Source organism: Dickeya sp. ws52 (assembly GCF_007210685.1).
Lineage (GTDB): Bacteria > Pseudomonadota > Gammaproteobacteria > Enterobacterales > Enterobacteriaceae > Dickeya > Dickeya chrysanthemi.
Genome location: NZ_SZVX01000011.1, coordinates 12,454 through 25,983, shown reverse-complemented (window position 1 = coordinate 25,983; position 13,530 = coordinate 12,454). Strand labels below are relative to the sequence as shown.

Annotated in this window: 11 protein-coding genes; 3 read left to right on the top strand and 8 right to left on the bottom strand. The window is 54.4% G+C overall.

The window, feature by feature from the left end; translation table 11 throughout:
- Positions 1 to 4 precede the first annotated feature (4 nt).
- The 3 genes from nhaA to dnaK form a co-directional block, all read right to left on the bottom strand.
- On the bottom strand, positions 5 to 1,180 hold the full coding sequence (nhaA, locus tag FDP13_RS12060) for a Na+/H+ antiporter NhaA (RefSeq protein WP_143839532.1): 1,176 nt from the start codon (positions 1,178 to 1,180) through the stop codon (positions 5 to 7).
- Positions 1,181 to 1,374: 194 nt separating this feature from the next.
- On the bottom strand, positions 1,375 to 2,508 hold the full coding sequence (dnaJ, locus tag FDP13_RS12055) for a molecular chaperone DnaJ (protein ID WP_012768307.1): 1,134 nt from the start codon (positions 2,506 to 2,508) through the stop codon (positions 1,375 to 1,377).
- Positions 2,509 to 2,618: 110 nt separating this feature from the next.
- On the bottom strand, positions 2,619 to 4,529 hold the full coding sequence (gene dnaK, locus FDP13_RS12050) for a molecular chaperone DnaK (protein ID WP_033575403.1): 1,911 nt from the start codon (positions 4,527 to 4,529) through the stop codon (positions 2,619 to 2,621).
- A gap of 385 nt (positions 4,530 to 4,914) precedes the next feature.
- On the opposite strand from dnaK, the gene satP reads away from it, so the two are divergent.
- A complete protein-coding gene (gene satP / locus FDP13_RS12045; RefSeq protein WP_012886224.1) occupies positions 4,915 to 5,487 on the top strand; it encodes an acetate uptake transporter in 573 nt (190 codons plus the stop codon).
- 88 nt (positions 5,488 to 5,575) lie between these two features.
- Here the strand turns inward: satP and FDP13_RS12040 are convergent, their stop codons facing one another.
- Both FDP13_RS12040 and mog read right to left on the bottom strand, forming a co-directional pair.
- Positions 5,576 to 6,892 carry an MFS transporter gene (locus tag FDP13_RS12040; RefSeq protein WP_143839531.1) on the bottom strand — a complete coding sequence of 439 codons (1,317 nt, stop codon included), beginning with the start codon at positions 6,890 to 6,892 and terminating at the stop codon, positions 5,576 to 5,578.
- A 129-nt stretch (positions 6,893 to 7,021) separates the two neighbouring features.
- Positions 7,022 to 7,609 carry a molybdopterin adenylyltransferase gene (gene mog / locus FDP13_RS12035; protein WP_012768303.1) on the bottom strand — a complete coding sequence of 196 codons (588 nt, stop codon included), beginning with the start codon at positions 7,607 to 7,609 and terminating at the stop codon, positions 7,022 to 7,024.
- 394 nt (positions 7,610 to 8,003) lie between these two features.
- Here mog and FDP13_RS12030 point away from each other — a divergent pair, with 394 nt between their 5' ends.
- Positions 8,004 to 9,149 (top strand): GGDEF domain-containing protein, encoded by a 1,146-nt coding sequence (locus tag FDP13_RS12030; protein WP_143839530.1) that lies wholly within the window; start codon positions 8,004 to 8,006, stop codon positions 9,147 to 9,149.
- A 26-nt stretch (positions 9,150 to 9,175) separates the two neighbouring features.
- Here the strand turns inward: FDP13_RS12030 and tal are convergent, their stop codons facing one another.
- Positions 9,176 to 10,129 carry a transaldolase gene (gene tal / locus FDP13_RS12025; protein ID WP_143839529.1) on the bottom strand — a complete coding sequence of 318 codons (954 nt, stop codon included), beginning with the start codon at positions 10,127 to 10,129 and terminating at the stop codon, positions 9,176 to 9,178.
- A 302-nt stretch (positions 10,130 to 10,431) separates the two neighbouring features.
- Here tal and yaaA point away from each other — a divergent pair, with 302 nt between their 5' ends.
- Positions 10,432 to 11,214, top strand: coding sequence for a peroxide stress protein YaaA (gene yaaA, locus FDP13_RS12020; RefSeq protein ID WP_143839528.1), 783 nt, complete (start codon positions 10,432 to 10,434; stop codon positions 11,212 to 11,214).
- A gap of 92 nt (positions 11,215 to 11,306) precedes the next feature.
- Here yaaA and thrC read toward each other — a convergent pair whose 3' ends face one another.
- Positions 11,307 to 12,596, bottom strand: coding sequence for a threonine synthase (thrC, locus tag FDP13_RS12015; RefSeq protein ID WP_027710838.1), 1,290 nt, complete (start codon positions 12,594 to 12,596; stop codon positions 11,307 to 11,309).
- Positions 12,597 to 12,599: 3 nt separating this feature from the next.
- Positions 12,600 to 13,529 carry a homoserine kinase gene (thrB, locus tag FDP13_RS12010; RefSeq protein WP_012768298.1) on the bottom strand — a complete coding sequence of 310 codons (930 nt, stop codon included), beginning with the start codon at positions 13,527 to 13,529 and terminating at the stop codon, positions 12,600 to 12,602.
- Between the last annotated feature and the right edge of the window lies 1 nt (position 13,530).

The following is a 13,530-nucleotide window of genomic DNA, read 5'->3' as shown; positions in this document are numbered from 1 at the left end:
ACATTCAGCGTTGTGCGGCAGGCAGCACCGAGCGCAACGTCAGGTAACCCAACACCGCCGTGGTCAGCGACGTCAGCAAAATCGCTAATTTGGCGTACAGAATATCCTGCTCGGCTACCTCACCAAACGCCAGCAACGTAATGAAGATGGACATGGTGAACCCAATACCGCACAGCACCGATACCGCCATGACCTGACGAAAATCCACGCCTGCCGGCAGCCGACCCAACCCCAGACGAATCACCAGCCAGCTAAACAACGAGACGCCAATCGGTTTGCCCAGCAGCAACCCGCTGGCGATGCCCAACGTCAATGGCGACAACAAGTGCTCAGCGGCAACCCCCTGCAGCGTAATACCGGCATTGGCGAAGGCAAACAGCGGGATCACCAGAAACGCGACCCAACTCGCCAGCCCGTGTTCCAGCGTACCGGCAGGCGAGGGATGGCCTGACGGAACACGCAACGGAATAAAAAATCCGACGATGACTCCGGCCAGTGTGGCGTGCACACCTGATTTCAAAATACACACCCACAACACTATGCCGACTAACAGATAAGCCGAGGTTTTCATTACCTGCTGATGATTCATGTACGCCAGCACCACGATCGCCGCCAGCGCTCCGGATAGCGCCATCCAGTGAAGTTGCTGAGTATAGAACAAGGCAATAATGACGATCGCGCCCAGGTCATCAATAATCGCCAGCGCCAGCAGAAACACCTTTAATCCTGTCGGCACTCGTTTGCCCAACAGCACCAGAATACCGACCGCAAAAGCAATATCCGTCGCCGTAGGGATCGCCCAGCCCGAGCGGGTTTCCGCTTCACTGGCATTGAACAACAGGAAAAACAGCGCGGGAACCAGCATCCCGCCGAACGCCGCTACCACCGGCAGAATCGCCTGACGCCGGCTCGCCAGCGCGCCGATCACCAGTTCGCGTTTCACTTCCAGGCCCACCTGCAGGAAAAACAACGCCATCAAGCCATCATTGACCCACAGCAGCAGCGGTTTGTTAATCTCCAGCGCGCCAATTCCCATTATCACCGGCATCGCTAAAAATGACTGATACCACGACAAGGTGGCCGGTATATTAGCGACCAGCAGCGCCAGCAGCGTTGCAATAATCAGAATCATACCGGCAGCCGCTTCCTGGCCGGTCAAATAGCGAAATAGCTTTATCACGTTTTTCTCCCTTACTGCATCGGCAGGCATCACCGCCTGATAATGAGAAGCAAGGTTAAGCCACACCACTCATCGTTAAAAGCAGTTTTAAACTGGATTAATGCTCGGGAAAGCCGAGCCTTCAGAAAACGTCTGTAAAAAAACCAGCCGGAGTTAACCTGGCTGGTTTTTATTAAGACTGGCTAAACAGAGGCTCAGCGCGTCAGGTCATCAAAGAATTTCTTCACACCGTCGAAGAAACTTTTGGAGCGTGGGCTATTGCTTTCACCCGTCGGCCCGCCGAAGCTTTCCTGCAGTTCCTGCAACAGCTGTTTCTGACGATCATTCAGATTGACCGGAGTTTCCACCACTACGCGGCACAACAGGTCACCCTGAACGCCGCCGCGTACCGACTTCACCCCTTTACCGCGCATACGAAACAGCTTGCCGGTTTGTGTTTCCGGCGGTACTTTCAGCATGACCCGGCCATCCAGCGTCGGCACTTCAATTTCGCCGCCCAACGCCGCCATGGCAAAGTTGATCGGTACTTCGCAGTAGAGGTTATTGTCTTCACGCTGGAAGATCGGATGCTCACGCACCTGAACCTGAACATACAAATCCCCCGCCGGAGCGCCAAACTCTCCCGCTTCGCCTTCGCCGGCCAGACGAATACGATCGCCGGTATCTACGCCGGCAGGGATCTTGACCGACAGCGTTTTGCTTTTCTCAACACGCCCGTGACCATGGCATTTGGTGCAAGGATCTTTGATGATTTTGCCGCGGCCATGACAATGTGGACACGTCTGCTGCACCGTGAAGAACCCCTGGCGCATCTGTACCTGTCCATTGCCGTGGCACGTCGGGCAGGTCACCGCATTGCTGCCGGGTTTGGCACCGCTGCCATGACAAACATCACACTCCTGCAACGTCGGGATACGGATCTCTTTGGTGACGCCGCGTACCGCCTCTTCCAGCGTCAGCTCCATGGTATAGCGTAAATCAGAGCCGCGGCTTGCACGTTGACGGCGGCCGCCGCCAAAGATGTCGCCAAACACATCGCCGAAAATATCCCCGAAATCAGCGCCGCCGAAACCACCGGCACCGCCGCCGCCCATGCCACCCTGCTCAAACGCGGCATGTCCATACTGATCGTAGGCGGCGCGTTTCTGAGCATCGGTCAAAATCTCATAGGCTTCTTTGACTTCCTTGAATTTGGCTTCAGCCTCTTTATCACCGGGATTGCGGTCCGGGTGGTATTTCATCGCCAGCCGTTTATAAGCCTTTTTGATGTCGCGTTCATCAGCGCCTTTCGCAACACCCAGAATCTCGTAGTAGTCTTGCTTCGCCATTCTTTTTTTCCTGCCCTCAACATGCGTGCACGGGCGCAGAGTTTCCCCGACGCCCGTGCTGGTTGCCAGCAACAGTATGAGCTACCGCTACTGCGCCCGCTTAAGGGCGATTATTTCTTGTCTTTGACTTCTTCGAATTCAGCGTCAACGACATCATCATCCTGACGGGCGGCATTGTCGGCGCCGGCGGCACCGGCCTGAGCCTGTTGCTGCTGAGCCGCCTCCAGCAATTTGGTAGAGACTTCCGCCAGCTTCTGGATTTTCGCGTCGATGTCCGCTTTATCTTCGCCCTTCAGCGCGGTTTCCAGCGCTTTCAATGCATCTTCGATAGCGGTTTTATCAGCAGCGGCCAGTTTGTCGCCGGTTTCTTCCAGTTGCTTACGGGTGCTATGCAGCAGGTGATCCCCTTGGTTGCGTGCCTGTACCAGTTCTTCGAACTTACGGTCCGCTTCAGCGTTGGCTTCAGCATCGCGCACCATCTTCTGAATTTCTTCCTCGTTCAGGCCGGAAGAGGCTTTGATGGTGATCTTCTGCTCACGACCGCTGTTTTTGTCTTTAGCGGACACATGCAGAATACCGTCGGCATCGATGTCAAAGGTAACTTCAATCTGCGGCATACCGCGCGGCGCCGGCTGGATGCCGTCCAGGTTGAACTGGCCCAGCGATTTGTTGTCGTGAGCGCGTTTACGCTCACCCTGCAATACGTGGATCGTTACCGCAGACTGGTTATCTTCCGCCGTCGAGAACACCTGACTGTGTTTGGTCGGGATGGTGGTGTTCTTGGTAATCAGCGGAGTCATCACGCCGCCCATGGTTTCGATACCCAGAGACAACGGCGTTACGTCCAGCAGCAGCACGTCTTTCACGTCACCGGCCAACACGCCGCCCTGCACCGCAGCACCGACTGCCACAGCTTCATCCGGGTTCACGTCTTTACGCGGTTCTTTACCAAAGAAATCAGCGACTTTCTTCTGAACCAACGGCATACGCGTCTGGCCGCCGACCAGGATCACGTCATGGATTTCGGACACGGACAGGCCGGCATCCTGCAGCGCTACCTTCAGCGGCTCCAGCGAACGGGTTACCAGATCTTCAACCAGCGATTCCAGTTTGGCGCGGGTCACCTTGATATTCAGGTGTTTCGGTCCAGTCGCGTCCGCCGTGATGTACGGCAGGTTCACATCGGTCTGTTGCGCGGAAGAGAGCTCGATCTTGGCTTTTTCCGCCGCTTCTTTCAGACGCTGCATCGCCAGCGGATCGTTGCGCAGGTCAAAACCCTGCTCTTTTTTGAATTCGTCAACCAGATAGTTGATCATGCGGCTGTCGAAGTCTTCCCCACCCAGGTGGGTATCACCGTTGGTCGCCAGCACTTCAAACGTTTTTTCACCGTCCACATCATCGATTTCGATGATGGAGATATCGAACGTACCGCCGCCCAGGTCGTACACGGCGATAGTGCGGTTACCAACGCCTTTGTCCAGGCCGTAAGCCAGAGCCGCCGCCGTCGGTTCGTTGATGATACGCTTCACTTCCAGACCCGCGATACGACCGGCATCTTTGGTCGCCTGACGCTGGGCATCGTTGAAGTAAGCCGGTACGGTGATTACCGCTTCGGTAATGGTTTCACCCAGATAATCTTCCGCTGTTTTTTTCATTTTTTTCAGCACTTCAGCGGAAATCTGCGGCGGAGCCAGTTTCTGGTCTTTCACTTCGACCCAGGCGTCACCGTTGTCGGCCGGAATAATTCTGTACGGCATGATGTTGGTGTCGCGCTGTACTTCTTCATCCTGGAAACGACGACCAATCAAACGCTTGATAGCAAACAGCGTATTTTTCGGGTTAGTCACCGCCTGACGTTTAGCCGGTTGGCCAACCAGAGTCTCACCATCTTGCGTATAAGCAATAATGGAAGGCGTGGTGCGATCACCTTCGCTGTTTTCCAGTACCTTAACCTGCGTACCGTCCATAATCGCTACACAAGAGTTGGTTGTGCCCAAGTCGATACCAATAATCTTACCCATCTAAACATCTCCACTTAAAAGTCATATCCGGTGTGGTGGTTTAACCTACTATGCGGGCGAAATGCTGCTTTTCAACACTCCAAAATCGTCGTTATTTTTTCAGTCAAACCGCTTTGATGACTCTAAGATGGGGACGACAATCCCGGCATCAAGGGGGACTAACCAAAAAAAACTGCATCTTCCCGGTTTTTGATCAAATTATTCGCAACCTATCTGGTTGTATCGCCCATTGCCGCCCGTTATGATGCCGCGCTCGCCACAGAAAAGGGATTTACCCAGCCTGGCAGCGGGTAACGGCGACGCGCCGTTCATCTCAGAGGCGCGTCCGCCGGGCAACCCTTGAGACACAACAACACATTGACCATTTTGTTATTGCTGAGGATGTATGCACGAGAAAACGTTGGCGAATCCGGGCCCATTGGGACTGATGGGCTTCGGGATGACCACCATTTTGTTAAACCTGCACAACGCAGGCTTTTTCCCACTGACTTCTATTATTCTGAGCATGGGCATTTTCTACGGCGGTATCGCCCAGATCCTGGCCGGCCTGCTGGAATATAAAAAAGGCAATACCTTCGGCGTCACCGCCTTTACTTCCTACGGCGCATTCTGGCTGACGCTGGTCGCCATCATCATGCTGCCGAAAATGGGCCTGGCGGAAGCCGCTGATGCCCAGTTCCTGGGGGTATTCCTGGCCCTGTGGGGCATCTTCACCCTGTTCATGTTCTTCGGCACGCTGGGCGCCAACCGCGCGCTGCAGTTTGTTTTCGCCAGCCTGACCGTACTGTTCGCCCTGCTGGCGATCGGTAACATCACGGGTAACCACGCGCTGCTGACCTTCGCCGGTTACGAAGGCATCATCTGCGGCGCCAGCGCCATCTACCTGGCGATGGCTGAAGTGCTGAACGAACAGTATGGCCGCACCGTACTGCCGATTGGCGCACGCGGCGCACACTGACGGACAAACACGGCTAACGCCATGACATAAAAAAGAGAGGCGCCTTTTCGTGCCTCTCTTTTTTTGTTACATCACACCCGCATCGCGCCTATACGCTTGCAGGGGATGCCATCTCCGCCTTCGCTTCTACTTCTCGATGGGTGTGACTTTGCAGATAAATCCCCAGCACCAGCCCTAATGAACACAACGCCAGCACATAGAGCGCAGGTGCCAGCGGCGTTAATTTCATCAGTAACGTGACGAAAATAGGCGTCATGCCGCCAAAAATAGCGTACGCCATGTTGTACGAGAAAGAGATACCGGAGAAACGCACCGCTGCCGGAAACGCCCGCACCATCACGTAAGGCACGGCACCGACCACACCGACGCCCAATCCCGCCAACGCATAACTGATAAACAGCAAGTAATGACTCTGTGCGGCATAGGAATAAAAGAACCAACTCGTTACGGCAAACAATAGGCTACCGATGACAAAGGTGCGGCCGACGCCAAGGCGATCCGCCGCCACCCCGGCAAGAATGCAGCCGACCATCAAGGTCACCGTGGCCAGACTGTTGGCCTGTAATGTCAACGCCGCCGGGATGCCGTGCAACTTCTGCAAATACACCGGCGCCATCAGGATCACCACCACGATCCCGGCAGACAGAATCCAGGTCAACAACATGCTGACCAGCACCGCTTTTTTATGACGAAATACGATGGTCTTCAGCGGCAATTCGGCAGCCAGCGCCTTGCGTGCCTGCATCTCGCGAAAAATCGGCGTTTCCTGTAACCAGCGACGCAGATACAACGCAACCAGCCCGAAAATCCCTCCGATAAAGAATGGGATGCGCCAACCACCGGCAGAGATTTGCGCAGGCGGCAACAGGGTATTGAGCAACGTAGCAATCATCGAACCAAACAGGATGCCGAGCGTCAGGCCGGCGGTCAGCGTGCCGCAGGCGATACCGATACGTGAACGGGGAACATGTTCCGCGACGAATACCCAGGCTCCCGGCACTTCCCCCCCAATCGCCGCCCCTTGCAGCACCCGCATCAACAACAACAGCAATGGCGCGGCGATGCCGATGGAAGCGTACGTCGGCAACATCCCCATCCCCAGCGTAGGCAAGGCCATCAGCAAGATACTCAGGCTAAACATTTTCTTGCGGCCAACCCGATCGCCGAAATGCGCCATTACGATACCGCCCAACGGACGGGCCAGATAACCGGCGGCAAAGATGCCAAAGGTCTGTACCTGTCTCAACCACTCGGGAATGTCGGCTGGAAAAAAGAGATCGCCGATAACAGCGGCAAAAAAGACGAAGATGATGAAGTCGTAAAACTCCAGCGCGCCGCCCAACGCCGCCAAAGAAAGGGTTTGATAATCGTGTCGATTCAATCGACGATGCTGTTCACCAGCCATAAATCACCGCGCAATACCAGTACGAATAAGAAAATAAATTCATATTATCGTGTAAATAAAAAATTACTATAGCGGAAGATTTTCGACACACCAGCACCGCACGATGATTACAAACAAAACGGGATAATTTCAGTCTTTTATATCGCGTATCGCGCTTTTAGGACGAAAAGCCGCTACCACATCCGGATTGGTTTCGATGTAAGGTCCTTCCAACAGTTGGATGCAGTAAGGAACACTGGCGAAAATACCCGGCACGATAACCTGCCCCGTTGAGTCTTTCAGACCGGAAAGGGTTTCACGGATAGACTTCGGCTGTCCGGGCAGGTTGAGAATCAACGCTTGTTTGCGAATAACCCCGACCTGACGCGACAAAATCGCCGTAGGAACAAAACGCAGGCTGATCTGCCGCATTTGCTCGCCAAACCCCGGCATTTCACGATCAGCTACCGCCAGAGTGGCGTCCGGCGTCACATCCCGCCGCGCCGGACCGGTACCGCCGGTGGTCAAGACCAAATGGCAGCCACATTCATCCACCAGCTCACACAGCGTCTGTTCAATCAGCGGCTGCTCATCCGGCACCAGGCGTGTTTGTACCTCAAAAGGCGTCGTCAGTGCTTCCGTCAACCATGCCTGTAGAGCCGGGATCCCCTCATCCTGGTAGACACCACTGGACGCGCGATCAGAAATGGATACCAAACCAACACGTAGACCGTTCATAAGCCCCTCTTGTTTATCAAAAAATTTATTCTATCAGCCCGATTAATTATCCGATGCATTAAATCCATTCAAAAATTTGCTTACTAATGAGACAATGCTCAAGATCTGCGCGGCCCCCAAAAACAGCGCGATACAACCATACACAATATCTAATGATTCAAGGAGTTAATCCTAAATTACTGGTTAATATTTCTGACCATAACAATAATTAAGAGTCTATCCCAGACTGCATGATTGTCGCAGCCAGATTGAACAGGGAAAGTGAACGGAAACCACAACGTGAATACCGTGTGTTGATTCCGGGTGCCACCCGAATGCTATCCGGCAGGCACAACACCTTCACGGGCAGACTCTGCAAGCCATTCCGGGTTTCCGGGCAGAGCAGGAAAAGTGAATGAATATAATTAAAAGTCACGTTGTAAGATTGTTTGCCAATCCGTTTTCCGCTTTCGTGCTGTTCGGTTTGTTTTCGGTTGCCCTGATTAGCCTGTTGTTGCTTAACTCCCATCAAAAAGACTGGCAGGAAGAAAAGCGCAATTTCGACAATATTATTCGGCTGTATGAATCCTATAATGCCGTTAGCGACGTCACTGAAAGCGACCAATACTACAAAGTCGGCAACGCGATGTTATCGCAGGTGCGTACTATGGCGTTCAACACGCGTGACGCCAGCCATGAATGCATCAACCGCTTGTCGGAGCTCAACCTGCCGCTCAGCGACATGGCGATCATCCGGGTTTGTCAGAATCTGTTGTCTTCATCCGGTAATGCGCAGGAAAAAGATCAACTCATTACCATCATGCCGATTCTATCGCCAACCGATAAACTGATTGGCGCACGTATACGCATCACCACATTAAGCCCCGCTCCCGGCGTTGGCACGCTCCTCACGTCCTCTCCTGAAATCATCACGCTGGGCTGCATTAGCTTGATGATTGCCGTTATGGGCAGCCTGTTGTCGCTGGTGGCGAAAAAATATTTGATTGAACTCCCTGCCACCGCGCGTTATGACGATCTCACCGGTTTTCTGCGCCGGGATGCATTTTATCAGTTATCTCAACGGGCGCTGAAAACCGCGGATCAGGAAAACTCGCCTCTCTGCGCGATGCTGATTGATATCGACCACTTCAAGCAGGTGAACGACTCGCTGGGACATGCGGCTGGCGATAAGGCGTTAAAAGCCGTTGCGGATATCATTCGGCACTCATTTCGCAATCGCGACATTATTTGCCGACTGGGCGGCGACGAATTCGCCGTCGTATTGCCCAACATCACGCAGGAAAATGCAATACGTGTGGCAGAGCGCGTCAGAGAAGGTATCTACGAATTCGGGCAAAGCGCTTCATCAATATCGCCGGGAATTTCCGTCAGCATCGGGCTGGTGGCTGCCGAATTGCCGGATGAAGAGCTGGATGAAATCATCCGCCGTGCGGACGTCAACCTGTATCGGGCAAAGCGAACGCGCAACTGTACCATCACCACGCCGCCCACGCTGGCCTGGCAGGATATGACGGAAACAAAAACGGCCAGCATTGGCTGACCGTTTTCTGCCGTCTGACGTCAAATTTACAGCAGTTCGGCGATCATTTTTTCCAGTTTTTCCTGGTCTACGGCAAACTTACGGATGCCGTCGGCCAGTTTGTCTACCGCCATCGGATCCTGGTTGTGCTGCCAGTAAAACTCGGATTCGGTCAACTTAGCCGGACGCGCTTTCACCTCGCCCTGATAAGACAGTTTACGCACTACGTCGCCCTGGCTTTCCGCCAGTTCTTTGAGCAGGGTCGGCGCAATGGTCAGACGGTCGCAGCCCGCCAGTTCCAGAATTTCACCGACGTTACGGAAGCTGGCTCCCATAACCACGGTTTCATAACCGTGTTCTTTATAGTACTCATAAATCTCGGTCACTGAGATAACGCCCGGATCTTCGTGCGGGGCAAACTCTTTCTTGTCGCCATTGGCCTTGTACCAGTCCAGGATGCGGCCCACGAACGGAGAAATCAGGAATACGCCGGCTTCTGCGCAAGCACGTGCCTGGGCGAACGAGAACAGTAGGGTCAGGTTACAGTTGATGCCTTCTTTTTCCAGTTGCTCAGCCGCGCGGATCCCCTGCCAGGTGGATGCCAGCTTGATCAGAATACGGTCATTGCTGATACCGGCGTCGTTATACAGTTTGATCAGACGTTTCGCCTTGGCGACACTAGCTTCGGTATCATAGGAAAGACGGGCGTCAACTTCGGTAGAGATACGGCCCGGAATCAGCTTAAGAATTTCCAGACCGATATTAACCGCCAGTTTGTCAGTCGCATCAACAAGCTGCTGCTCGCGTTTGCTGCTCTGCGCGCGGGCCCAGACCACCGCGTCATCAATCAGCGCACGGTATTCCGGAATCTGCGCGGCATTCAAAATCAGGGAAGGGTTGGTAGTGGCGTCCTGCGGCTGGTAAAGCTTCATTGCCGCGATATCGCCGGTATCCGCCACTACGGTGGTGAATTGGCGTAGGGAAGTCAGTTTATCCGTCATGTTGGCCTTTCTCATTGTTTGTGCATGAACTGGTGGCAGGAACTGTCGCCAGAGCCTGATAATAACACGCGCCCAAGACCGCGCAAGCGGACCAGCAAAAAACCGAAAAGGTGAATAAATAAAAAATTAAGATTAAAAATCAATAAAATAAATGCTATTCATTTTTATTATTTCCTGTTTTTAACCAAAAATCGCACGATGCCTCAAACAACGCTGATTTATGGCGCCTGTCACAGCCATCGCCCCTTTTTTACCGACTTTTGCTACAGTAAGGCCATTCAAGACACCAACGGGATACGTCTATGCTTATCACGCTTTCACCTGCCAAAACGCTGGATTGCACCAGTCCGCTGCCTACTCAACGCTACACGCAGCCCGCTCTGCTGGCGTATTCCCTGCGATTAATACAGCACTGCAAACAACTGACGCCGGCGGAGATCGCCTCGCTGATGGGGATCAGCGACAAACTGGCAGACCTGAATGCCGCTCGTTTTCAGGAATGGGATCCGGAATTTTCGCTGGATAACGCGCGTCAGGCGCTGCTGGCATTCAAAGGCGATGTCTACACCGGGCTGGCGGCGGAAGAGTTCGGCGAAGCGGATTTCGATTTTGCCCAGCAACACTTACGTATTCTGTCCGGCTTGTACGGCGTGCTGCGGCCGCTAGACCTGATGCGGCCTTACCGGCTGGAAATGGGTATCCGCCTGAAAAACGACGTGGGCAACGACCTGTATCAGTTTTGGGGCGATACCATTACCGAAACGCTCAATCAGGCGTTAGCCGCACAGAACGACGATGTGCTGATCAATCTGGCCTCAGACGAATACTTTAAATCCGTCAAACCGGCCAGACTTCAGGCTCGGCTGATAAAACCGGTCTTTCTGGATGAAAAGAACGGCAAGTTTAAGGTAATCAGTTTTTACGCCAAGAAAGCACGCGGCCTGATGAGCCGTTTCATCATTCAAAATCGTCTGACGCAACCGGAACAACTCAAAGAATTCGACAGCGAAGGTTATTACTTTGATGCCGCCGCTTCCTCGGCGGACGAACTGATCTTCAGGCGACACGAGCGCAACGCCGAATAACACCGGCGCGCAGCGCCATAAACGAATACGGCCGGAACGCGGTTTCCCGTTTTCCGGCCGTATTACATTTCCGACTGAGCAACCTTGCAGCGTTAGCGCGGCAGTTCCATCAGGAATTTACGCAACTGCGCAAAATCCGGCGCGAAGTAGTGCGACAGCAACGCCTGTTCGGCACGCTCGGCCAGCGCCGGCGGTAACGGCAATGTTTTACCGAGAATCGCTTCCACGCTCTCTTTGAATTTCGCCGGATGGGCGGTTCCCAGGAACAGGCCGTATTCACCCGGCTGCAACTGATCGCGCAACAAACGGTAAGCGATCGCCGCATGTGGCTCAGAGGTATAGCCCAGCGCATCCAGTTCCAGCATGGTGGTTTTGGTGGTTTCATCGCTCACCGCACCGAACGCCAGCTCTTTCAGTTGCCAGTTCTTACGGCGGAACAGCTCTTCCACGCGTGGCCAGTTGTTCGGCTGGCTCACATCCATAGCGTTGGAGAGCGTCGCCACCGTTGGGTTCGGCTGCCAGGCGCCGCTTCGCAGAAAGCGCGGTACGGTATCATTGGCGTTGGTGGCGGCGATAAAGCGTTTCACCGGCAAGCCCAGCGATTTCGCCAGCAGGCCGGCGGTCAGATCGCCGAAGTTACCGCTCGGCACCGATACCACCAGTTGATTACGCGCGTCCTGCGGTAACTGCGCCACCGCTTCGAAATAGTAGCTGATCTGCGCCAGCAGACGACTGATGTTGATAGAGTTGGCGGAATTCAGCCCAATGGTGCGTTTCAGTTCTTCATCATCGAACGCCTGCTTCACCAGCGCCTGGCAGGCGTCGAAATCGCTGTCGATAGCGATGGTGTGAATGTTGCCGCCCAGCGTACAGAACAGTTTTTCCTGCAACGGACTGATCTTGCCGTTCGGATACAGGATCACCACCCGTACATTCTTCAGGCCGTAAAACGCGTGCGCGACGGCGGCACCGGTATCGCCCGAGGTCGCGGTCAGAATCGTGATCTGTTGATCGCCCGCCACTTCCGCCAGCATCTGCGCCATCAGGCGGCCGCCGAAATCCTTGAATGCCAGCGTCGGGCCGTGGAACAGCTCCAGCGCGGCGATGTCCTCACTCACCGGCACCACCGGCGCAGGGAAACGGAACGCCGCTTTAACGCGCTGGTAGACGGTTTCCTCGGACATTTCATCACCAATGAACGCCGACAGAATACGGCTACTGCGAGTGACAAAATCCTGCTCCAGCAGCTCATCAATCGTGGTGCGGTCGAATTCCGGCAGTTCCAACGGGAAAAACAGGCCCTGATTGCTTCCCAGCCCTTTGCGGATCGCTTCGGCGAAATTCACCTGTTCATTGTGATCTTTCAGATTGTACAGTTTCATGCGTTATCCCAATTGTCGCGCGCCTGCGGTATCCAGACGGCAAATATGAACAAAACCTTCGTCGTTCTGCAGATAGTTTTCCCGCAGCCAGCTTGCCAGACGCTGCGCAACGCCCATGTCATTGCACACGGAAAACAACGTCGGCCCGGAACCGGAAATGCCGCAGGCCAGCGCGCCTAATTCATCGGCGGCCTGACGCGCCTCGGCAAAACCGGGCAACAGACGTGTGCGATACGGCTCGGCGATCACGTCTTTCATCAGTTTCACCGCCAGTTCCGCCTGGCCGGTATGGCAGGCATGGATGAAGCCCGCCAGATAACGGCCGTGGCTGATGCAGTCCTGCCGACGATACTGTGCCGGCAGAATCGCCCGCGCTTCAGCCGTGGATACCTTGATGCCCGGATAGGCCATCACCCACAACCAGTCGTCGAATCCCGGCACCGGCTGACTGATGATGCCCATCTCTTCCACCATCAGTTGAATTCCGCCCAGAAAGCACGGCGCCACGTTGTCATAATGCACACTGCCGGAAATGCGCCCTTCCAGTTCACCCATTAGCGTCAGCAACCGGGTATCATCCAGCGGCTTGCCGCAGAATTCGTTCATCGCCATCAGCCCGGCAACCACCGAGCAGGCGCTGGAACCTAGCCCAGAGCCAATCGGCATATTTTTTTCCAGCGTCATCGCGACCGGCACAGTCTTGCCAATCTCCTGACAAAAGCGTTCCCAGCATTGATAAACGATGTTTTCTTTCGGATTATCCGGCAGCTTGCTGACAAAACGCCCTTCATTGTGCAGGCTGAACAGATCCGCTTGCCGCACGGTGACGCAATCGCCCAGCAGCGAGCCGTCCACCGGCGATACCGCCGCACCCAGCACATCAAACCCCACGCTGACATTCCCGATGGATGCCGGGGCATAAATCTTCACCATT

What these genes read in the sequence shown, in the direction of transcription:
- dnaJ (WP_012768307.1), bottom strand. Translation starts at nt 2,508, where the DNA reads ATGGCGAAGCAAGACTACTACGAGATTCTGGGTGTTGCGAAAGGCGCT.
- dnaK (WP_033575403.1), bottom strand. Translation starts at nt 4,529, where the DNA reads ATGGGTAAGATTATTGGTATCGACTTGGGCACAACCAACTCTTGTGTA.
- satP (WP_012886224.1), top strand. Translation starts at nt 4,915, where the DNA reads ATGCACGAGAAAACGTTGGCGAATCCGGGCCCATTGGGACTGATGGGC.
- FDP13_RS12040 (WP_143839531.1), bottom strand. Translation starts at nt 6,892, where the DNA reads ATGGCTGGTGAACAGCATCGTCGATTGAATCGACACGATTATCAAACC.
- mog (WP_012768303.1), bottom strand. Translation starts at nt 7,609, where the DNA reads ATGAACGGTCTACGTGTTGGTTTGGTATCCATTTCTGATCGCGCGTCC.
- FDP13_RS12030 (WP_143839530.1), top strand. Translation starts at nt 8,004, where the DNA reads ATGAATATAATTAAAAGTCACGTTGTAAGATTGTTTGCCAATCCGTTT.
- tal (WP_143839529.1), bottom strand. Translation starts at nt 10,129, where the DNA reads ATGACGGATAAACTGACTTCCCTACGCCAATTCACCACCGTAGTGGCG.
- yaaA (WP_143839528.1), top strand. Translation starts at nt 10,432, where the DNA reads ATGCTTATCACGCTTTCACCTGCCAAAACGCTGGATTGCACCAGTCCG.
- thrC (WP_027710838.1), bottom strand. Translation starts at nt 12,596, where the DNA reads ATGAAACTGTACAATCTGAAAGATCACAATGAACAGGTGAATTTCGCC.
- thrB (WP_012768298.1), bottom strand. Translation starts at nt 13,529, where the DNA reads ATGGTGAAGATTTATGCCCCGGCATCCATCGGGAATGTCAGCGTGGGG.